This is a genomic window from Thiomicrospira pelophila DSM 1534 (genome assembly GCF_000711195.1).
GTDB classification, from domain to species: domain Bacteria; phylum Pseudomonadota; class Gammaproteobacteria; order Thiomicrospirales; family Thiomicrospiraceae; genus Thiomicrospira; species Thiomicrospira pelophila.
Window position 1 is genome coordinate 1,220,455 of record NZ_JOMR01000001.1, and the last position, 21,431, is coordinate 1,241,885.

The 21,431-nt window shown below is 44.7% G+C and carries 22 protein-coding genes and 4 tRNA genes; 5 read left to right on the forward strand and 21 right to left on the reverse strand.

Annotated elements, in window-relative coordinates; translation table 11 throughout:
* Nucleotides 1-114: 114 nt before the first annotated feature.
* A complete protein-coding gene (locus tag N746_RS0105885; protein ID WP_029934768.1) occupies nucleotides 115-558 on the forward strand; it encodes a hypothetical protein in 444 nt (147 codons plus the stop codon).
* A gap of 271 nt (nucleotides 559-829) precedes the next feature.
* Here N746_RS0105885 and arsC read toward each other — a convergent pair whose 3' ends face one another.
* The 4 genes from arsC to dusA are packed head-to-tail and all read right to left on the reverse strand — an operon-like array spanning nucleotide 830 to nucleotide 4,117.
* Nucleotides 830-1,192: an arsenate reductase (glutaredoxin) gene (gene arsC / locus N746_RS0105890; protein WP_029934774.1), complete on the reverse strand. Its 363-nt coding sequence runs from the start codon at nucleotides 1,190-1,192 to the stop codon at nucleotides 830-832.
* Between the two features lie 29 nt (nucleotides 1,193-1,221).
* A complete protein-coding gene (gene xseB, locus N746_RS0105895; RefSeq protein WP_029934776.1) occupies nucleotides 1,222-1,452 on the reverse strand; it encodes an exodeoxyribonuclease VII small subunit in 231 nt (76 codons plus the stop codon).
* Nucleotides 1,453-1,473: 21 nt separating this feature from the next.
* Nucleotides 1,474-3,093, reverse strand: a complete 1,620-nt coding sequence (gene xseA / locus N746_RS0105900; RefSeq protein WP_029934777.1) for an exodeoxyribonuclease VII large subunit — start codon at nucleotides 3,091-3,093, stop codon at nucleotides 1,474-1,476.
* Entirely contained in the window at nucleotides 3,080-4,117 is a 1,038-nt protein-coding gene (gene dusA, locus N746_RS0105905; RefSeq protein WP_029934779.1) for a tRNA dihydrouridine(20/20a) synthase DusA, read from the reverse strand. The genes xseA and dusA overlap by 14 nt, the downstream gene beginning before the upstream one ends.
* A 225-nt stretch (nucleotides 4,118-4,342) precedes the next feature.
* On the opposite strand from dusA, the gene N746_RS0105910 reads away from it, so the two are divergent.
* The 4 genes from N746_RS0105910 to N746_RS0105925 all read left to right on the forward strand — a co-directional run bounded on the left by N746_RS0105910 (nucleotide 4,343) and on the right by N746_RS0105925 (nucleotide 8,243).
* Entirely contained in the window at nucleotides 4,343-4,627 is a 285-nt protein-coding gene (locus N746_RS0105910) for a peptidylprolyl isomerase (protein ID WP_029934783.1), read from the forward strand.
* Between the two features lie 12 nt (nucleotides 4,628-4,639).
* Nucleotides 4,640-5,461, forward strand: a complete 822-nt coding sequence (rlmA, locus tag N746_RS0105915; protein WP_029934784.1) for a 23S rRNA (guanine(745)-N(1))-methyltransferase — start codon at nucleotides 4,640-4,642, stop codon at nucleotides 5,459-5,461.
* Between the two features lie 99 nt (nucleotides 5,462-5,560).
* Nucleotides 5,561-7,723, forward strand: coding sequence for a RelA/SpoT family protein (locus N746_RS0105920; protein WP_029934785.1), 2,163 nt, complete (start codon nucleotides 5,561-5,563; stop codon nucleotides 7,721-7,723).
* The gene (locus N746_RS0105925; protein ID WP_029934791.1) at nucleotides 7,710-8,243 is read left to right on the forward strand and encodes a DUF2062 domain-containing protein; all 534 of its coding nucleotides are present in this window, start codon (nucleotides 7,710-7,712) and stop codon (nucleotides 8,241-8,243) included. Before N746_RS0105920 ends, N746_RS0105925 begins: the two co-directional genes overlap by 14 nt.
* A gap of 29 nt (nucleotides 8,244-8,272) precedes the next feature.
* Here N746_RS0105925 and pgl read toward each other — a convergent pair whose 3' ends face one another.
* The 17 genes from pgl to rluB form a co-directional block, all read right to left on the reverse strand.
* Complete coding sequence (gene pgl / locus N746_RS0105930) at nucleotides 8,273-8,968, reverse strand: 6-phosphogluconolactonase (RefSeq protein ID WP_029934792.1); 696 nt, start codon at nucleotides 8,966-8,968, stop codon at nucleotides 8,273-8,275.
* Nucleotides 8,961-10,442 (reverse strand): glucose-6-phosphate dehydrogenase, encoded by a 1,482-nt coding sequence (gene zwf, locus N746_RS0105935; RefSeq protein ID WP_029934794.1) that lies wholly within the window; start codon nucleotides 10,440-10,442, stop codon nucleotides 8,961-8,963. Before zwf ends, pgl begins: the two co-directional genes overlap by 8 nt.
* A gap of 2 nt (nucleotides 10,443-10,444) precedes the next feature.
* Nucleotides 10,445-11,893, reverse strand: a complete 1,449-nt coding sequence (gnd, locus tag N746_RS0105940) for a decarboxylating NADP(+)-dependent phosphogluconate dehydrogenase (protein ID WP_029934795.1) — start codon at nucleotides 11,891-11,893, stop codon at nucleotides 10,445-10,447.
* 211 nt (nucleotides 11,894-12,104) lie between these two features.
* A tRNA-Glu gene (locus N746_RS0105945) sits at nucleotides 12,105-12,180 on the reverse strand.
* A gap of 88 nt (nucleotides 12,181-12,268) precedes the next feature.
* A tRNA-Gly gene (locus N746_RS0105950) sits at nucleotides 12,269-12,344 on the reverse strand.
* A gap of 2 nt (nucleotides 12,345-12,346) precedes the next feature.
* A tRNA-Glu gene (locus N746_RS0105955) sits at nucleotides 12,347-12,422 on the reverse strand.
* Between the two features lie 27 nt (nucleotides 12,423-12,449).
* Nucleotides 12,450-12,525: transfer RNA gene (locus N746_RS0105960), tRNA-Ala, on the reverse strand.
* Between the two features lie 107 nt (nucleotides 12,526-12,632).
* Nucleotides 12,633-14,147: an ABC transporter substrate-binding protein gene (locus N746_RS0105965; protein ID WP_029934796.1), complete on the reverse strand. Its 1,515-nt coding sequence runs from the start codon at nucleotides 14,145-14,147 to the stop codon at nucleotides 12,633-12,635.
* Between the two features lies 1 nt (nucleotide 14,148).
* Nucleotides 14,149-15,474: a TolC family outer membrane protein gene (locus N746_RS0105970; protein ID WP_029934797.1), complete on the reverse strand. Its 1,326-nt coding sequence runs from the start codon at nucleotides 15,472-15,474 to the stop codon at nucleotides 14,149-14,151.
* Nucleotides 15,461-15,958, reverse strand: a complete 498-nt coding sequence (locus N746_RS0105975; RefSeq protein ID WP_029934798.1) for a CYTH domain-containing protein — start codon at nucleotides 15,956-15,958, stop codon at nucleotides 15,461-15,463. Before N746_RS0105975 ends, N746_RS0105970 begins: the two co-directional genes overlap by 14 nt.
* A 7-nt stretch (nucleotides 15,959-15,965) precedes the next feature.
* A complete protein-coding gene (locus tag N746_RS0105980) occupies nucleotides 15,966-16,754 on the reverse strand; it encodes a 3'-5' exonuclease (protein ID WP_029934799.1) in 789 nt (262 codons plus the stop codon).
* A gap of 2 nt (nucleotides 16,755-16,756) precedes the next feature.
* Entirely contained in the window at nucleotides 16,757-17,653 is an 897-nt protein-coding gene (gene cysM, locus N746_RS0105985) for a cysteine synthase CysM (protein ID WP_029934801.1), read from the reverse strand.
* A 48-nt stretch (nucleotides 17,654-17,701) separates the two neighbouring features.
* Complete coding sequence (locus tag N746_RS0105990; RefSeq protein WP_029934803.1) at nucleotides 17,702-18,604, reverse strand: prenyltransferase; 903 nt, start codon at nucleotides 18,602-18,604, stop codon at nucleotides 17,702-17,704.
* A gap of 55 nt (nucleotides 18,605-18,659) precedes the next feature.
* Nucleotides 18,660-19,457, reverse strand: a complete 798-nt coding sequence (locus tag N746_RS0105995; protein ID WP_156018280.1) for a hypothetical protein — start codon at nucleotides 19,455-19,457, stop codon at nucleotides 18,660-18,662.
* On the reverse strand, nucleotides 19,450-20,262 hold the full coding sequence (locus N746_RS0106000; RefSeq protein WP_029934805.1) for a hypothetical protein: 813 nt from the start codon (nucleotides 20,260-20,262) through the stop codon (nucleotides 19,450-19,452). The genes N746_RS0105995 and N746_RS0106000 overlap by 8 nt, the downstream gene beginning before the upstream one ends.
* A 2-nt stretch (nucleotides 20,263-20,264) precedes the next feature.
* Complete coding sequence (locus N746_RS0106005) at nucleotides 20,265-20,495, reverse strand: MreC domain-containing protein (RefSeq protein WP_029934806.1); 231 nt, start codon at nucleotides 20,493-20,495, stop codon at nucleotides 20,265-20,267.
* 84 nt (nucleotides 20,496-20,579) lie between these two features.
* A complete protein-coding gene (gene rluB / locus N746_RS0106010; RefSeq protein WP_051678543.1) occupies nucleotides 20,580-21,413 on the reverse strand; it encodes a 23S rRNA pseudouridine(2605) synthase RluB in 834 nt (277 codons plus the stop codon).
* Nucleotides 21,414-21,431: the final 18 nt, after the last annotated feature.

The following is a 21,431-nucleotide window of genomic DNA, read 5'->3' on the forward strand; positions in this document are numbered from 1 at the left end:
ACGGATACAGTCTAAGTATCAAATTCACCCCTAAAGCACAGAGTTGCCGATATAATAATCGAAAACTAATGAAAACGTAACGACAACGTCAAAAAGTCTTGGGAGGATACAAAAATGTCAATGAAACTTGAAGTAAAGCAACTTGTTGATCAGCTTGATGAAAATGCAAATTGGGACGACTTAGTTCGTGAATTAATTCGCCAACGTAAAGTGACTATCGGAATGCGTGAAGAGGAAATTCAACAATCCGAAGAACTCACTGTGTCTGATGCAAATGCCATTATGGCGCGCCTAAATTCAAGCAAATCATTACCTGATGATATGCGCAACACCAACAAATATAAACCTGGAAATGCGACCACTTTTGGTATGGTAGCCGGTATTTTAGCCATTCTATTTGTTGTGATTCCACCCATTTCATGGATTGCTGCAGTAACGGCGTTTGTGTCTGGGGTTTATGGCATGATTAAAAAAGAGGAAAAGGCATGGATTCCAATTCTATTAGCTATCGTGTCTTTGTTTGCTTATTTTGTTATTGATATGGGTATGGGGAGTTAGGCGCATTTTTCGTCTCGATTAAGCTCTATTAATTCTAAAACCAGCTTTAATGCTGGTTTTTTTATGTATGCATAATACAAAAAGATTAATCGTAATTTTAGAGAAATGCATTATAAAAAAATATCGGGATTTTTAGATTATTTATCATGTAGATAGCGTTATTCCAGATCTGGGGAAACCTTATCAATTATTCGCATAATGTATATTATGTTAAATTCAATAAATAAAAAAAGGACGCATAATAGTAGGTACTAAGCCCGCCTACTTGTGGTTAAGAAAATAACTGAGTCACCGTTTCCGATGGTCTAGCAATAACGGCTCGCTCACCAATCACCACAATTGGTCTTTGAATCAGCTTTGGATGATTACTTAAAATCTCTAACCAGGCCTGGTGGTCACGTTCGTCGTTTACATTTAAACCCATGGCTTGAAATAGAACTTCATTTGTCCGAATAATATCCGTCACCTGACAGTTTAATAATTGGCATAACCGATCAAGTTCTTCAGTATTTGGCGGTGTTTCTAAATAACGTATTTCTTCAACTTCATAACCATTGGCGTGCAATAAGGTTAAAGCTCCTCGACTTTTTGAGCACATAGGGTTGTGGTAAATGCGGGCTTGTTTGGCTGTCATAAACCTATCCTTGATCTTTTTTTTATTCTTTATTCTTTGCTATCTTTATCTAAACGCTTATTTAAGGCCGCTTCAACCGCGTCTAAACGTGATTTGCACACCTGATAGGCATGACTGGCATCATCAACCATCGGTACTAATTGGTCAATATCAACCTCTTCCGCATGGGTTAATTGCTCGGCAATCTCTTGTAAACGCGCATAATTTTGTTTAAAGCTTTCCGCTTTTGTAGACGCTTTGGTTTGAACTTTAGCCGTCATCTTGACTAGACTCCTAATTAATTAACTCTTTAGTGGTTGTACTTGAACCGATCCATCCTGAAACTCAACTCTAAATTGGCTTAGAGATTGAGCTTGAGCTGCACTTGATATCGGCGCACCCTGTTGCGTTTTAGCCATAGCAAAACCGCGTTTAAGCTGCGACTGTGGTCCTGAACTCAAAATAAACCCCATAGTTTGTTTAAGCTGTTGGCGAAAGAAGCTAATCGCCCTTTTAGCATTCTGCTCAATTAGCTGTTGGTTGCTCTCTATCTGTTGTTTTGACCGGCTAATCGGTTGCTGAGCTTGGCTTATAATGTGTCGCAATTGATAATCTAAACTTGCTCGTTCACTACTAACCCATTGCTGACTAGTGTGTTTAATTTGAGTATATAAGGGTTCCAGCTGGGTTTTCCAATGCGTCAAGTTACGATTTTGTGAATAGTCAATTTGTTGTTTGAGTTGCTGTAACTGAGCTTGCGTTGTCTGCAATTGCTGCTGACTCAGGCGTTCAATTTGTTGCCAATTTTGCGTCGCTTGTTTTGCGCTGTTTTCAATTCGATGCCAAATACCGGCAACCACTTTACTGGGTGTGTCAAATCTTAGGCAGGCGACTTCGTCTAATATAGTGTTATCTCGCTCATGTCCTATGCCGGTTAAAACTGGTAAAGGTTGGGTTGTAATTGCTTTGGCTAACTCCAATTGATTTAAAGGGTTTAGATCCAACTTAGCACCACCACCACGAATAATAACCAAGGCATCGAACGGGTTTTTTTGATGAATGCCGCTAAAGGCATCCAGCGCACTGAGCATTTCGCTCACGGCCGCTTCGCCTTGAAAGCTGCTATGAAAATAAACAAACTCACATAAATTATAGTATTCAAGCGCATCCGCTTCGGCACGAAAATCACCCAATCCAGCCGCATTTGGTGGTGAAATCACCGCGATTCTAAACAAATCAGCCGGAAATGGAATTTGTTTATTAGACTGATAAATTCCTTGTTTTATCAATTCCTTACGAATAGCAATTAAATTTGCTTCAATCTCACCCAAGGTAAATTTTGGATCAAGGTCTTCCACCACTAATGAAAAGCCGAATTTCTCATGGAAGTTAATCCCGACCTGAATTAAGACCTTTTGCCCGTCTTGCAAAGCACTGCCGGTCACCTGCTCAAATCGGCTTAATAAGCGACTGGCATTTGATGCCCAAATCATGGCGCGACACGACGCTAAGGTTTGACCTTGGTCGTTATTTTCACTGAGTTCTAAATAAATATGGCCACGTCGCTCATTAATATTCGCAATCTCCGCCCTCACCCATAAAGCTTTTGGAAACGCGCCTTTTAGCTTGGTCTGCACTTGATTTAACAATTGCGACAAGCTGACACTGTTAGCTTCGGTTTCTTCCTCTGAAGACAGAGTAACCGAATCAAAACTCAAATCCAGCGAAGCCGTTTGCGAATCAACAATGGCATTTTGACCACTCAAATCTGATTGGTTTGAAGAATCAAGCCATTGTGAAAACAAACTTAAATCCACTTGATCAGGGTCCGGCAAATACCATTTGCGTTTAAGTGGATCCCAGCCAGCCCCTTGCTGCTTGGCTAAATCTTTGTCGGGATAAGGCACATCAAGGTATAGCATCTTGAGACTCCATACGTCGCTCAGTCGCTTGTTGAACCAAAGCATAAGCTTGCTGCAATACTTCTATTCCCACGCCCGGTTTAAAGGCATTTTCTGATAAGTGCCGACGCCATAAGCGTCCACCCGGTTGACCGTGAAATAATCCCATCATATGTCGGCTAACATGGTTGACACGACCGCCAGACGAAAGATGCGCTTCTATATAAGGATACATACTCTCTAGTACTGTTTCTCGCGTCTTGATGGCATGCTCATCGCCATAATATAACGCGTCCACCTCGGCCAATAAATAAGGTTGTTCATACACCGCGCGCCCCAACATCACCCCGTCAACAGCTGGTAACTGACTGTAGGATTCAAGATGCACCAGGCCTGCTTGCGGAGTGGCAATCCCACCATTTATCATGACTTCGAGCGCCGGGAAGGCTTTTTTTACTTCATGTACCCAATCATAATTTAGCGGAGGCACGTCTCGGTTTTGCTTGGGGGATAAACCTTGTAGCCAAGCCTTGCGTGCATGAATAATCACCCCATCCACCTGCGCTTCGACCAGGCCTCCGATGAAGGATAATAAGGTGTCTAGGTCTTCTTGGTCATCAATTCCAACACGACATTTGACCGTCACTGGAATGGACACAGCTGATTTCATTGCGGCCACAGAGTCGGCGACTAACTTAGGGTGTGCCATTAAGCACGCGCCAATTAGGTTGTTTTGCACTCGATCACTCGGGCAACCTACGTTTAAATTAATCGAGTTATAGCCCCACTCTTCACCTAACTTAGCACAATGCGCTAAGTCAGCCGGTTCACTGCCGCCTAGCTGCAATACAACAGGGGCATCCTGCTCATCGTGACCTAAAAAACGCGGTAGATTTTTGCCATAAATAATCGCACCAGTCGTTACCATTTCGGAATACAACCAGGCCTGGTGACTGAGTTTACGATGAAAAACACGACAGTGACGATCGGTCCAGTCCATCATGGGAGCAACGGCAAATCGATGCGGGCTGATATTTGAAGACATTGAGTTAAAAGATTTGTTCACAGGTCACTTTAAGTCGTGTAATTAAAGACTGAGATTATCCATTAAGATGCATTAACATGCAATTCTGAGCCCTACTTGTTGACAGACAGTGTGATTAAATTGGTTTGATTTGGACTTTTACGCGTTTCATTGTAGTATTACGCGCTCGAATAGCGTGCAATAAATTCACGCTGACATTGACCCCTAAGACATAAGGAAATAACTATGGCACAGCGCGCATCAGCTCGTCACCTATTGGTTGAAACCGAACAACAATGTTTAGACTTAAAAAAGCAAATTGAAGACGGCGCCGACTTTGCCGACATCGCCAAGCAACACTCAAGCTGCCCATCGGCCGCTCAAGGTGGAGAGCTAGGTGAATTTGGCCCAGGTATGATGGTTCCTGAATTCGACAAGGTCGTATTTAGTGCGCCGGTTAATACGGTACAAGGCCCAGTTCAAACTCAGTTTGGCTATCACTTGCTAGAAGTCACCAGCCGTACAGAATAAGTCAGCTTAACTATGTATCGTTGCCCACTTTGTCAACACCCGCTTGAGCAAGATGGGCAACAATGGCGCTGTGATTTAGGTCACAGCTTTGACATTGCCAAACAAGGCTATGTTAACCTCCTGCCCGTTCAAAACAAACGTTCAAAATCCCCTGGCGACAATGCCGATATGATGCGAGCCCGTCGAGATTTTCTCAATGCCGGCTTTTATCAGCCATTATCTGACCAACTAAACCAGTTGTTTATGGATCACCTTGGCACCATTCCAACACCACAAATTTTGGATTTAGGCTGTGGCGAAGGCTATTATAGTGCCCGACTTCAAGCCGCCCTGCGTCAACAAACAGCGTCCCAAGTCTGGGGATTAGACATATCCAAAGATGCGATTCGTTATGCGGCGAAACGAGACAAACACATTCAATTTTGTGTCGCGAGTGCCTATGATTTACCTTTTCCCGACCAATCCTTTGATGGTTTAATGCGAATTTACGCACCCTCTTTAGCCTCAGAAATTTTCCGTGTTACCAGGCCTGGTGGTTGGTTAATCACCGTACAGCCCGCAGCCAATCATTTAATCCAATTAAAACAAGCCATTTATAGTCAGCCGTTAGCGCATGATGAAACCCCTGAGTCGGTTCAAGGCTTTGCACTGATCAATCAGCATAAACTTAGCTACGACATGACACTTGATACCGAAACCGACCGTCTGAACTTGCTTAACATGACGCCATTTGGTTGGAAGCTTAATCCTGAGCAAAAACAAAACCTATCGCAATCACTGGTTAAAGTGAAAGCGGACTTCTTAATTAACGTTCAGCAAAAAACCAATAATTAAGTAAATACTGACATTTAGCCCATCCGCCAGGCCTGGTGGCTCCTTTTAAAGTTCAAATCTGTTAGCATATTGGCTTAATTTAATGATAGAACGTATAAGATGACGCCTGAACTCGACTTAGCTCAACGTTTGTTTCCCAAGCGTAATCCCGATCAGTTTTCGACTGAGTTATTACAAGCCTGTAAATTGGCATTGGAATCGCAATATCTACCCGAACGTCGTTTAATATCGAGCTTAGAAGCCATGGATGTGTTGCTCAGCTTAAATCTTGACGACGACACATACATTGCGACCTTAATCAGCGACCTGAATTTAGAGCCGCTTTACACCATTGCCGACTTTGAGACCAAGTTTGGAAAAAATACCGCCAAACTGGTTGAAGGCATTCGTCGCTTAAACAATTTTAAAGAGTTTGATGTGAATGCCCATGGCGACGAAATTCAAACCGAGCGTTTGCGTCAAATGCTGCTCGCTATGACCTCCGACATTCGTATTATGGTGGTCAAACTGGGTTATCGCGTGGCCCGCTTGCGACACTTAAAAGTAGAAGATGAAAGCACACGCCGCTTAATTGCCGAAGAAACCCAGCTGATTTTTGCCCCACTCGCCAACCGCTTGGGGATGGCTCAACTTAAATGGGAACTGGAAGATTTATCTTTTCGTTACCTCCATCCCGATACCTATAAAGCCATTGCCAAGCAACTCGCCGATAAACGCACCGAGCGTGAAAACTACATTCACGATTTAACCGTTACGCTGAAATCGTTACTAGATAACGAAGATTTGATCGCCGAAGTTTCCGGTCGCCCCAAACATATTTATAGTATCTGGAAAAAGATGTCGAAAAAGCAGGTGGATTTGGACGAACTCTATGATCTGCGCGCATTGCGTATTTATGTGCAAAACGTGTCCGACTGTTATCGGGCTTTAAGCTTGGTTCACAGTAAATGGAATTTCATTCGTGATGAATTTGATGACTACATTGCCACCCCAAAAGAAAATGGCTATCAGTCGATTCATACCGTCATTATTGGCCCGCAAGGCAAAACGGTTGAAATTCAAATCCGGACTTACGACATGCATCAACATGCCGAACACGGTATTGCTGCGCATTGGAAATATAAAGAAGGCGGCAAAGGCCATGATGTAAACCTAGAGGCTAGTATTAACAGCATGCGCCAACTGCTTGAAAACCGGTCAGATTCCGAAGTTTTCAACGAAATTAGTATGGAACTGCAAAGCCAAAACATTTATGTATTAACGCCCAGCAATCAGATCATCACTCTACCGCAAGACGCGACGCCGCTCGACTTTGCTTATGCCATCCATACCGATTTAGGTCACAGCTGTCGAGGCGCTAAGTTAAACGGCAAAATTATTCCATTAACCTATGCGTTAAAAACCGGCGACCGAGTAGAAATCTTATCCATTAAGCACGGCGAACCCAATCGAAACTGGCTCAACCCAAACTTGGGTTACATCAAAACCAGCCGTGCTCGTACTCGTATTAAAAACTGGTTTAATAAACGCAACAAAGACGCCAATATTGAATCTGGCGAACAATTATTTCAACGTGAAATTAAACGCTTAAATGCCCGCCAAATCACGGCAAAAACCATCGCTGAACACTTTCACCTAGAGGCCGAAAAAGACTTCTTTGAAGCTTTGGGAAAAGGCCAATTAAATGAACGTCAGCTTTTAAATGCAATTCAAAAGCGTATTCAACCTAATTTAAAAGCCAAACAGGCTTTACCACCTCAACCCGCTAGCCTTCCAACCGAAGAAATTCAGCCGTTTGTAGTCGGCGCACCCAATTTACGTACACAACTTGCGCCCTGCTGTGAACCCAAACCAGGCGATCAAATTACGGGGTTTGTCACACGTGGACGTGGCATCACGATTCACCGTGTGGATTGCGCGAACATATTGAATTTATCTGATAGTGATAAACAGCGTTTAATTGATGTGCGCTGGAGCAATCAATCCGACCAGCAACATATCTTTATGATGACCTTGCATATTTTAGCTTTTGATCGCAAAGGCTTATTGCGCGATGTAATGGCTAAGTTAACGGAGTTTGATGTCAACTTAGTTCGTTCAGATACTCAAACCGATCGTCAGGAACGCACAGTAGATATGCAAATGGAACTCGAAATTAGTGAATCGACCGACTTAGGTCAGCTACTGGATCAATTAGAAGCCCTGCCAAATATTGAAGAAGTCAGTATTGAGCAGCATGAGGTGACGGATGCGCTCGATTAGATTAGGTATCTTAAAAGGCATTCGCGCAATCAAATACAGCCGTTGGTTAAATGAAAAATTTCCGGGACTAAAAAACCGCGATCTCTGGCGTGGCGACCGCAATACTTTTGCCAAAGCCGGTTTTGTCGGCGTATTTTGCGCCTTTATTCCCATGCCTTTGCAAATGCCGCTCGCGGCGATTTTTTCCTACTACGCAAAAGCCAACATTCCGTTGGCGGTCGCCCTCGCTTGGATCACCAATCCGCTCACCATGTGGCCAATTTGGAGTTTTGGATATATTGTGGGGGCTCGCCTATTAGATAGGCCGACAGTTCGAAATATTGAAGTCACGGATGGGGTCGGTGTTTGGGGTTGGATGATCGAAGTATTGCCGCAAATCTGGATACCCCTTTGGTTCGGCAATATTTTTACCGGCACACTATTGGGTACTGTCTTATATTTAGCGATTCGCTTTATGCGCTTGCCGCGTATTCAATGGCGAAAAGCCAAGCCAAAACAATCTAAACCGAACACCAAATAGCTTTGTAAGCTTAATAAATTAAAGCCGTTCTAAGCTCCTAAATAAGCTGCTTGATCAATATATACCCAGGTTTGTTGATCCGATGCTAATTGATTAATGGGTAAAGGCTGCTGATTTAACCAAGCTGTCACTGCTGCATGCTTGCCAACACCGCTAATGAGTTTAAGCATCACGTGCGTATTAGCTAAACGTTGATAACTTAAACTCACTCTTTCTGAAGGTGGTTTAGGTGAGTTATTGACTCCGATCACATCGGCACTTTCCAGCAAATTATCGTGACCAGGAAACAGACTTGCGGTATGACCGTCTTCTCCCATGCCCAACATTACCAAATCAAACGGCCCTACCGATGCTAAGGTTTGATTATATAAGGCAACAGCACGCTCCAGTCCAAGTTCGACAGGAATGATCTTAATATTATCAGCCGGGATAGGCACGGACGACAACCAGGCCTGGTGCAAAGCCGAGCTGTTACGCTCTGGATCATCCAGCGGCAATACACGCTCATCACCCATATAAATAAACCATTTCGACCAGGCCTGGTGCTTTTGTTCGCGTAACAACTCGTAGCAACGATTAGGTGTGGTGCCACCTGCCGTGACCAGATGAAACGCGCCTCTTTGCGCAATCGCCTGCTCTGCGGTTTTTATAATCAACTTAACCGCCTGTTGAGCCAGACTTTCGGCCTCATCAAATAACAACCAACCCTCGGGTAAATCACTCATGTTCAGGTTCCAAAGAATAACGCCAAGTTTGACCAGCTTGATCAAACAGTTTCACCGAATCTTTTGGCCCCCAACTCCCTGACGCATAAGTATCAATATAGCCACGCTCACTTGACCAAGCCTGTAACACCGGGTCCACCACTTTCCAGGCGGCTTTAACTTCGTCGTAACGTAAAAATAATGAACGATCGCCCTTGATCACATCCAGCAACAAGTCCTCATAAGCATCACTTCTCAAGCTTCCTGGTTCGTGCATAAAGGCATCGAGGCTTATTTGCTGAGTATTAATTTCCAAGCCGGGTTTTTTAGCCGTCATTTCAATCCGAATCGTTTCTTCAGGCTGAATCCCAAACACCAACCAATTTGGATCCATCTTTTTGACCTGCGAATCGCGAAAGAATTGTTTCGGCGGATGTTTAAAACAGATTGAAATAAGTGTCTGATTTTTTGGCATATTCTTACCCGTTTGTACATAAAACGGAACGCCTGCCCAGCGCCAATTTTCGATATACAATTTTAAAGCCGCATAGGTTTCGGTAACACTATCCGCAGAGACACCTGGCTCATCTAAATAAGATACCGCCGGCTTGCCTTCAACTTCGCCCGCTGCGTATTGCGCGCGATAAGCTTGTGCATTAACCGAACTTTTGGCAATGGGGCGTATAGATTTTAGTAATTTCACCTTCTCATCGCGTAAAGCTTCCGCTTCAATTGAAGCCGGTGGCTCCATCGCAATCAGCGCGAGCAATTGCAATAAATGGCTTTGAATCATGTCGCGTAATGCGCCACTACCATCGTAGTAACCGGCGCGCTGGCCAATGGGCTTGGCTTCGGCATGAGTGATTTGGATATGATCAATATAGTTGCGGTTCCAAAGCGGCTCCATCAGCAAGTTCGCAAATCGAAATACCAATAAATTCTGTACCATGCCTTTGCCTAGGTAATGGTCAATTCGATACATCTGACTTTCATCAAGTTGCTTATTGAGTTGAATTTGAAGACTTTTTGCACTGTCGACATCATAACCAAACGGCTTTTCAAAGATCACCCGCTTCCAGCCATTCTGCTCATTCAGTAATTTAGTTTTACCTAGATTTTCGACCACTTGGGCAAAGTCTTTTGGGCTAATAGACAGATAGAACGCCATATTTTTTGAAAACTGGTTGGACTCAAAATAACTCGCTAAGCGCTCAAAGCTTTCAAGATCATCAATATCGGCTTTAAAATAATCCAATCGCTGACTAAACTTTTCAAACAAGTCATCTTTGATGCCACCGCGTGCCAATGGGAAGATCGCCTCACGCGAGGCTTTAACCCAATCTTCTCGTTGCCAATCACGCCGACCAATGGCGACGATTTTGACCCCTTCATCTAAACGCCCGACTTCTTCCAAGTGGTAGAACGCGGGTAGCAATTTGCTAAGCGATAGATTGCCAGTCGCGCCAAAAATCACATAAGTGCAATGCGTGGTCATAATCACACCTCGTAGGTGCTAGAACGGATATTTCCGCCTGAACCTACCCAATCAGTATGGAACCATTCCCCACGTGGACGATCAACACGTTCATAAGTATGTGCGCCAAAATAATCACGCTGCGCCTGAATCAGATTGGCCGACACCTGTTCACTGCGATAACCGTCGAAAAAAGCCAGTGCCGAGCTTAAGGCGGGCGTTGGGATCGAGTTTTGTACGCCAAAAATCACCGCATGACGCCAATTAGATTCGGCTTCTTTAATCGCTTGTTCAAAAAATGGCGCTTGTAATAGATTCGCGAGATCCAGCTGTTTATCAAATGCGCTTTTTATTTCGCCCAAAAACCGACTGCGGATAATACAGCCGCCTCGCCACATTAAAGCGATACCGCCATAGTTAAGCGGCCATTTAAACTCGCTAGCGGCCTGCGCCATCAACATATAGCCTTGGGTGTAAGAAATGATTTTAGCGGCGTATAAGCCGTCGTGAATCGCCTGTAACATCACCTCACGCTCAACCTCAACGGTGGGTAAGGTTCGAGGATAAATTTTAGCGGCCTGCAGTCGTTCATTTTTTAACGCCGATAAGCAACGCGCATACACAGACTCAGTAATTAATGTGAGCGGAATCCCCATTTCAAGTGAGCTTATTCCGGTCCATTTACCTGTACCTTTTTGACCGGCCGCATCTAAAATCTTATCCACCAAAGGCTCACCGTCTGTATCTTTAAAACTTAAAATATCAGCGGTAATTTCAATTAAATACGAATCCAATACGCCACGATTCCATTCTTTAAAGACTTCGTGACATTCGTCCGCGCTCATCCCTAAGCCTTCACGCATAAGTTGATAAGCCTCTGAGATTAGCTGCATGTCGCCATATTCAATACCGTTGTGCACCATTTTGACGTAATGACCCGCGCCTTCTGGCCCCACCCATTCACAACACGCGTCGCCATCCGACTGGGCGGCAATCGCTTGAAATATGGGTTTAACAAAAGGCCAAGCTTCTGGATGACCGCCTGGCATAATCGACGGCCCAAAACGCGCGCCCTCTTCACCACCAGATACGCCTGTACCAATAAAGTACAAGCCTTTGTTACCCAGTTCACGTGTCCGACGTGTCGAGTCAGTGTAGAGCGAATTGCCGCCATCAATAATGATATCGCCCGCATCTAATAAGGGGGTCAGCTGATCTATAAAGTCGTCGACCACCGAACCGGCTTTTACCATCAACATAATTTTTCGCGGTTTAGACAGGGAATTGACCAAATCGGTTAGAGTTTCGGCCGCTTGAATGCTTTTGCCTTTTGCCGAGCCGTCTATAAAAGTCTGGGTTTTATCAAATGAACGATTATAAACCGTGACCTTAAAACCATGGTCGGCCATATTTAAGACTAAATTTTGCCCCATAACCGCCAGGCCGATTAAGGCCATATCCGCTTGAAACATATTACGTTTCCTTTGTATGCGTTGAGCATAGTTTTGATGATATGTAATGACAAATTAGAAAACGAGCTTAACTTTAAAATAACCAATAACGGAAGGAAATCAACCTTGACTGAACGTCATTCTGTTAATAAATGTACCATAAGATTTGGGAAATTAAAGCCGTAGAAATGAAAAAGCCCGAGTAAACTGAGTTTACTCGGGCTTTTAGTGTTGGCGTCCCGTAGGGGAGTCGAACCCCTGTTACCGCCGTGAAAGGGCAGTGTCCTAGGCCTCTAGACGAACGGGACGTATTTGTATTCCATGCTAAGCATGGATTAGGTCAAACTGAATAGGGTTTATTACAAACCAGCCTAGGCTATTCAATTCAACAAAATTTGGAGCGGGAAACGAGACTCGAACTCGCGACCCCAACCTTGGCAAGGTTGTGCTCTACCAACTGAGCTATTCCCGCAATGGCGTCCCGTAGGGGAGTCGAACCCCTGTTACCGCCGTGAAAGGGCAGTGTCCTAGGCCTCTAGACGAACGGGACAAATTTTTGTATCAAACTTGGGGTTATTGGTGGAGCTAGGCGGGATCGAACCGCCGACCTCTACAATGCCATTGTAGCGCTCTCCCAGCTGAGCTATAGCCCCTCAAGCTGATAGCGGCGTATTATAAAGACTCCACCGCCAGCGTCAAGCGGTTTTTAGTAAAAACAGCAAAAAAACTTTTCGATCAGACCGGCATTTGCGCCCTACTCTTAGCCGACTTTCTTTTGCACCCACAACAACGAATCTAAGCGACCATCGGCAAACAATTGATATCCTTGTAAATGGCGTTGCGTCACCGCATATTGGTTTTCATACCAAAGAGGTAAAATCGGTAAAGTCTGTTGTAAATGTGCCTGTAATTGTTGATAAAGAGCCGCCTGCTCCTCAACCGAATCGGCTTGCACAGCTTGCTGAATTATTTGATCAGCTTGCTCGCTTCGATAGCGACCCCGGTTTGCACCATTAGGCGGAATCGCATCGCTGGCAAATACATATTGGAAAATGTCTGGGCTTTTAATGCCCACCCAAGCCAAGCCAAACATTTGAAAGCGACCTTGTACGATATCGCTATAAAACGTGCCCCAATCGTAGCTTTGAATTTGCAAATCAATGCCTACGCGTTTTAATTGCGCTTGATATAAGGTCGCCAGCCGAATGCGAGTTGGATCACTTGAGGTTTTATAACTCAAAACCAGTGGCTTACCCTCATCTTTACCCAGATAATCCACCTGCGCGATCAAGGCACGCGCTTTATCCAGGTTATGCGGCCAGCCACTTAACTCAGAATTACCCGCCCAATGTTCTGGTACTAGTAAACCACCAGCTAAACGAGCTTGGCCGTTAAAAATGGCCTCAATAATTTGCTGTCGGTCAATCGTATAAGCAATCGCTTCTCGCAAAGCGGCTTGGCTAAGCAATGGATCATCAAAGTTAAAACCTATATAGGAATAACTGGTGCCCTTTTGCCAAGTTACCACCAGGCCTGGTTGTGATTCGCAATAGTTTACTAGCTCGGGAGATAAATCATTTTGTAGGCAATCCAGTTCGCCCTTTTGGAGTTTAAGCACCCGAACCATCGCGTCTTTTACCACAATAAAATGCAATTCAACTTGATCAGGACGGCGTAAAACCAGGCGTTGTTCATTCATTTCAATAAACTCAGCTTGCCCCGAACCAAACGGACGATCGGTAAAGTCATGCCCCGCTTCAATCAGGTCTTTTGGCAAAATACCCAAAGTAAGACGCCCCACAAACAAAGAATCCGGTTCGCTTAGATGAAACTCGAGTGTTTTATCATTAATTACATCAATACGTGCAATATGTTTAAGTGGCCCACGATGTGGTGATCCAAACGAAACCTCTAACATACTCTGATAAGTAGCCGCGACATCCTCAGCATTCAGAGGCTTGCCATGTTTAAATACGGATTCTTCGCGTAAGGTAAAACGATAATGTTGAGTAGAAAGTTGCTGCCAATCGGCCAGATCCGGCACCGGTTCAGAACGCTCATTAAAATCAATTAGCTGACGATACAGCAATCGGTTCACACGACTTGATAAGGCATCGGTTGCGCGCCTAGGATCAAGCATTCGTGGGCGCGTGGTAACACCCACTAGTATTTGATTCGCCTGGCTTGGTCGCTCACAACCACTTAAAAAGGGTGAAACCGCCAGCAAGCCAAGACTGCTTTTTAACAGGCTTCGGCGTTTAATCGGATTTGGCATATTAACTTGGGTTACTCAATAACTGGTCAATTTCACGCAAGTGATCAACATTTAGTTCACCTAAGGTATTTTGCAAACGCAACTGAGTTAACAGCAAGTTATGTAAGGCTTCGGCTAAGTTGCTTTGTGCATCGAATAGGTTCGCCCGAGCGGTAACCACATCAATTAAATTGCGCAATCCCACTCGATAACCCTCTTCTGCTGCTTCAACAAAGGCTTCACTTGATTTAACGGCTTCACGTAAGGCGGCCACTAACGAATAGCCGCGCTGTAAGTTTTGAGCTTGTACACGCGCATCCAAGCGCGCTTGCTCACGCGCATCACGCACGGATATATTAGCCGCTTGGCTATTAAAACGCGCTTCTGATACTTGTGAACTGGTTGCGCCGCCCCGGTATAAAGGGACATTCAAAGTAATACCGACTGAGGTGTTTTGGTTATCCAAACGCGTCGTAAAACCGGTTGTATTATAACCAGAATAGCTTGTATCACTGACCTGCGCATTCAAGGATACATTAAACCAATGACCGGATTTTTGCGCTTCAACTTCTTCCGACGCAACCAAATAATCTTGCTGCGCTAAACGCACCTGCAGGTTATCAACTTCGGCTTTAAGTTCTAACGCGGTTTTGTCCATGTTTAACTTGGGCAAGGCCACATCCAACACCAATTGCTTGATTTGTCTAACCGGTTTACCGGTGAGTTTAGTCATGGCCTCATAGGCGCTATCTAGGGTGTTTTCGGCATTAATACGCGTCGAGATTGATAAGTCATAGGCTGAGCGCGCTTGCAGTACATCGGTACGACTGGCTAAGCCGACATCGGATGAAGCTTGCGCTTTTTCCCACTGAATTTTGTCCGCTTCTTGCTTAGAGGTCGCCAAAGCTAGATTTTGCTCAGCCAGCAATACATCAAAATACACGCTAGAAACGCGTTCTATTAAACTTTGCTGAGCTAAACGATAAGTGATTTCTGATGATTCCAACTGGTATTTGGCTTGGTCGTAGCGACTAAAGGCTTCGCGATTAAATAAAGGTTGCTCTAAACTAACCGATAAAATCTGATCACTTCCTGTGTTTCTATCCGAATTACTTTCATTTTGTTGCAGGGTGGCACGTGCATCAATTTTGGGTAAAAGTAAGCTTCTGGCTTGCGTCATGACTTCGCGCTCAGCGTCATAACGCGCTCGAGCTTGCGCCAATTGCGCATCATGCAATAACGCCATTTGGTAAATATCCACCAGGCCTGGTGCCGCCTGGCTCGGTAAAGAGGTGAGTAAACCCGCGCTCATCGCGCTGATTAATGCCCAGTGTTTAACGCTTCTCATCGAGAGTCCATTCCTTGTAGGGGTGTTTGCTCAAACTAATGTTGTAATACTTTACGTCATGTGTCACTTCTGCGCCAGCCCAAGGCGGCAAGCTTAAAGATTGAGTTTCAGATTCGAGCTCAACTTCGGCCACCACTAACCCAGCATTATCACCAAAAAACTCATCAATCTCCCAAGTCATTCCTGCATGCTCAACCAAGTAACGAACTTTTTCAATAACTGGCCCAACTGACAGTTTTTTAAGCATTTTTTCCGCATCCGCCAACGGGATTGAATACTCATATTCATCCCGACTTAAACCAATTTCTAAGCTTTTGATATTGAGGTTTGCGACTTCACCTTCAATGCGGACTCGCACCGAACTTTTGCTTGAACTTTCCTCAATTTGATTCAGGTAGCCTTGTAAAAAACGGGTTTGCTTTTTAACCGATTGCCGCCATGTTTCATTAGCTAATAAAAATTTACGTTCTATTTCTCGCGCCATGTTTATCCTAATTATCGCTATTTAAACCCAACCAGGCCTGGTGGTAGGCCTGCCAATGGGGCTGATTGGGGTTAAGTAAAACTTGCGCTAACTCATCGCAGGCTTGTTGGTATTGGCTAGGCGTAAACCAGCCTCGCATCAATTGAAAACGCAAATACACCAGGTAGGTGTTAATCACGTCTAACTCGCAATAGTCCCGGATGCCTTTAATATCGCCAGCCAAATACTGATCCAATACGCCTGCGCCGCTCAGACCCATTTTGCCGGGCAAACCCAGCAACTGGGCAATCTCATCCAATTTCGCCACCGCGCGAGGTTGATAACCCGCCATCACATCCATTAAATCAATGTGCGCAAACTGAAATCGACTGATGTAGTTATGCCATTTTCGATCTCGATCAAAATCACCCATATCCCAATAACTGCGGGCGCTGATACCATGTAATAAAGCGCGATAATGTAATACTGGCAAATCAAACCCGCCACCGTTCCAGGACACAAGCGTGGGTTTAAAACGTTCAATGCCTTCAAAAAAGCGTTCAATCAAAGTTTTTTCGTCGCTGTCGACATCACCTATTGACCAAATTTTAACCGAGTCGCCGGTTTTCATCACGGCGGATATGGCGACGATTTTGTGCAAAAAGTGTTTTTGAAACTCACCACCGCTTTCAATTCGACGTTTTAAATTAATCGCCTGCAAAGTATCTGCGTCCGACAAACCTTCCAAGTCAAACACGCGACGTGCGCCAGCAAGATCCGGTACGGTTTCAATATCAAAAATTAAAGCCGGTTGCATACTCACTCCGCCGGAAACACATTGGTCGACAAATAACGATCGCCACGGTCACAAACAATGCTCACAATTAACGCGTTTTCAAGCTCGTTGGCAAGCTGCAGTGCCGCCGCGGTTGCGCCGCCAGAAGAAATGCCGGCAAAAATGCCTTCCTGGATGGCGAGTTGACGCGTGGTTTCTTCGGCCAGATTTTGTGGCATATCAATAATGCGGTCCACGCGTTTATCATCATAAATGTCAGGCAAATACTCTTTCGTCCAACGTCGAATACCCGGAATGGACGCGCCCTCAGTCGGCTGAACACCAACGATTTGAATATTTGGGTTTTGTTCTTTCAAATACATTGAGCAACCCATAATCGTGCCGGTTGTACCCATCGCACTAACAAAATGTGTCAGTTTGCCTTGAGTATCGCGCCAAATTTCAGGGCCGGTTGAATGATAATGTGCGAGCGGATTATCAGGGTTAGCAAACTGATTTAATACCCGCCCTTCGCCTCTGGCTTGCATCGCCAGCGCCATGTCGCGCGCACCTTCCATACCTTGAGCTTGGGTTACCAAAACCAATTTTGCGCCATAAGCGGCCATGGAGGCGCGGCGTTCAATACTCATATTATCCGGCATAATCAGAATCATTTTATAACCAAGCGTAGCCGCCGCCATCGCTAAGGCAATACCGGTATTACCACTGGTGGCCTCAATTAAGGTATCACCAGGCTTAATTTCAGCGCGTTTTTGGGCTTGTAAAATCATATTTAAAGCCGGACGATCTTTCACTGAACCCGCCGGATTATTACCTTCGAGCTTCACCAATACCACCGAGCCGGTTGTCGGGTTCACCAAACGCTGCAATTGAACCAAAGGCGTGTTACCGACGGTGTCCATCAGAGTTTTAAATGACATGCTAGCTCCTATTAAACTGTCCAACGAATACGTTATTTTGTTGTGAATTCACGATCCAGCCAACCACAAGCCCAAAGCCAGCAATAACGGCATGAATAAATTCAGCATCACATTCCACTTTAAAGCCGGTTGTAACTGATCTAGGTCATCAAAATACTGGCTGACTTTAAAATACAAAGGCACAGCCAAAATCAGGCTTAAACCACCTAGTAACGCCCACAAAGGCAAATATTCTAACGCGACCAATAACAGAAGGGTTAAAAAAGCCGCTAATAAAAACCAACGAAATACTAACGCACCGCGTTGCAGACCAGCTGAAATCAGCAAATTACGCCGCCCTACTTGCCGGTCGGCTTCTAGGTCTGGAAACTGATTGAGCAATAACAAGTTATTCACCAGAAAGAACGGAATCAAAGACACGCCAAACGCCAGCCAGCTGTATTCGCCCATCATCACAAAATAAGTGCCCATCACCATCAAAGGGCCAAAGCCTAAGCCGGGAGCAACCAAACATAACCAAGGCGAACGGGTTAGTTTAGGTGTATAACTCAGCACCACTAAAATCCCCAACAAACCCAGCGGTAATAATCCCCAGCCGCGCAAATAGATAAAAAACAAACCGATACTGATCACCACGCCCAGCATGATATAGCCTAAGGCCTCAACCCATTTGAGTGCTTGAGGCGTGTTTTGCAACGATCCACTGCCACCGCTGAAGGCGGTACGCTGGGTTAAGTTATCCAAACCTGAACGCGCATCATGCGCTTCGTTAAGCAAATTCACACTGGCATGGGCGGCCAATGCGCCCAACATAATCAAACTAAATAAGCCATTCGACCAATCAGCGCCTGCATACCAAGCTAAAGCGCCGCCCAAACAAACAACGGAAATGCTTAATAATAAAAATGGCGGCCGCATACTGCGGATAACGGCATTAAAAACTGAAGTCATATAAAATCAAATATTCCTATTTAACCAGCACCAGGCCTGGTGATTCACTTGTGTTTTATTCAACTGCATATTTTGCTACGCGCTTAGCCCAGCCGGGCATCCAACGTTGTTCATTACGTTCAATCGGCGCATTCTTTACGCGCTGTCTTAAGACTGTTTCTGCCGCCTGAGCATAATCTTGCAGCGCTAATTTTGGGTTTGATGTAGACGGCATGATTTGTAAAACTTGTAACAAGCCCCAACCTTGGTTTTGATAGCGTTCAGCTGGATGATCGCCGAAGCCTTTAAAATTGGCGTAATCAATTAAGGCGAAATAGCCGGCTCGGGTTTGGCTTAGGGTTTGAACTTTGGCGCGAATTTTAACAGATTGTTCTTTTGGTAAGTCGCTTAATAAGCGCGCCATCCGTGCTTCAAAACGCTGCATAATGAACGCGGTTTGTTGGGGCTTGGTTTTAACTAACCATTCACGTAAGGTCTGCATGTCTTCCGACCACCATGCCTGGTCAAACTCGGCTTTATCCACCCATGGAGCATGGCGCTGTTGAATCCATTTTGGCGCTGACACGCTTTGCGAAACAAACGCGACCATCTCGACAAAAGTCGATTCAAAAGGCACTTCAACATGCTTTGGAATCCAAATAAAATGTCCTATTCCAAAAGACGGAAATTCTTCGTTCGGACTCCAAAAAGTCAGGTTTTCTACTTTACCAGCCGTTTCATTTTGAAAGATTTTTTCGCCGATCCAAGCCCTATCCGATGCTGATAAATCAGAAGATAAAACTAAACTAGATGCCTGAGGGCTAATCATTAAAAAGGTATAAATAACAAAAACTAAAGAAATGAATTTAAACATGAATGTCATATTTTATTTGGGTATTCGGACGTAGTGCTACCACGCCTTCATACACTGATCGGATAAATAACGCCAACGCCATAAAAGGCACAATGGAGGTGGTTAATAACAAGGTCACGGCGACTAACCATGGACTGAAGCCATCAATTTGGGCTAAGGCCAAAATATTGTGCTCGATGTACATAGCGGTACGTGCGATATGTTGAAACAGTATTTCAGAATGATTCACACTAGCGCGCACAAATTCGAGCAGTTCAACGCTCATGGGTTCAAAACGCATTGGTGGCCAACGCATATTAACCGTGAGTTGCATCACCAACATATAAAGCGCTCCAATCAACACGCTGATATAGGCACGGCTAAAATCATGAATCGCGGTTTTAACGTAACGCTGAAATGTCAATTTAATCATCAGCAAGGTCACAATCGTCAAACCCGATAATAGAATCCATGCAGTGGGATAACCCGAAGCGGTATAGACAAGCACCATCGCACTAATCGTCAAAATACCTGCCAATAATAAGGCAATCACTAGACTGCTTAATCGCGCCTCAATTACCCAACGCACCCAAGGATGATCGGTAATGACGCTGGCTAAATATAAATTAAGTTGGCGCGTGGCACGATAGACAGTGATAAAAATCGCCAGCAAAAATACCCCACCAAATAGCGGCAAATGCCAGTTTTGCAACCAAGGCTCAGTATATTTAAACCCCAGTAACCAGCTGCCACCTATTAACAAAGTTAGCAGCAGGCTCGTGCTTTTAGGATAACGATCAAACCAGTTTGTCACAGATTTAATCATAATTACTCATAAAGCCGATTCATTTTAGATGCATCATGCTTGGCGAGCGCTTCTTTTAAGCGTTCTTGTTCAAGCTGACTCAGGGCCAATTCGGCCTGCAAGTCTTCAACCTGTTGACTCAACGCCTGATTGGTTTCTCTTAGCTCTTGAAGTTGAATTAAATCCGGCCCATAGGCATACATAACCAAAGCCAGCAATGCAACAAACAATGCAAAAAACGCGACTTTTAACATCTCAATCTCCTAAAAGTTGAATTAAAAACAAATCACAGGTTTCGATTGATAGCACCAGGCCTAGTGGTCATCCAAAAATACAGTTTAACGCCCCCGACGAGTCGGTTTAATTGGTGCTTTTTTAGTTTGTTTGATCGCTACTTGACCGCGCAAATCAGGACGAACTTCGCCCGGTAAATCCACACTTTTAAGCAAAGTGTTAACCTGCATCCAGTTTAAAGCTTGGGTTTTACCACGACGCAAATTACGCGGCAAACTGAAATCGCCATAACGTGTACGCATTAAACGACTCACTTGAACCCCTTGCGATTCCCATAAACGACGCACTTCACGATAGCGCCCTTCTTTTAACACCACTCGGTACCATTGATTTTGCGCATCTTCTTCTGAGGGTAAGCGAGACACCAGGTCAAATTTGGCCAAGCCGTCATCTAACATTACACCTTGACGCACATTGGTGAGCATCTCCTCAGTAACCTCACCGAAAATACGCACCGCGTATTCGCGTTCAATTTCATAAGATGGGTGCATTAAACGGTTTGCTAATTCACCATTATTGGTGACCAATAATAGTCCGCTGGTATTAATATCCAAACGGCCAATCGTAATCCAACGTCCATTTTTTATATGCGGTAGTTGGTCAAAAATCGTATCGCGAGCTTTTTCATCCGAGCGTGTGCAAACCAAGCCTTCGGGTTTGTGATAAAGCAGAACTTCGGTCGGCTGTTTAACCAAACGCGTCGATTTAACACTGTTACCACGCACTTGAATTTTATCGGTTTCTGTCGCGCGATCACCTAATTTGGCTGTGCGGCCATTTAATTGCACTTGGCCTTGTTCAATCATGCGCTCAATTTCACGACGCGAACCATAACCGCCACGTGCGAGAATTTTTTGAAGCTTTTCACCTGTAATCATGACAACCTTTACGTATTT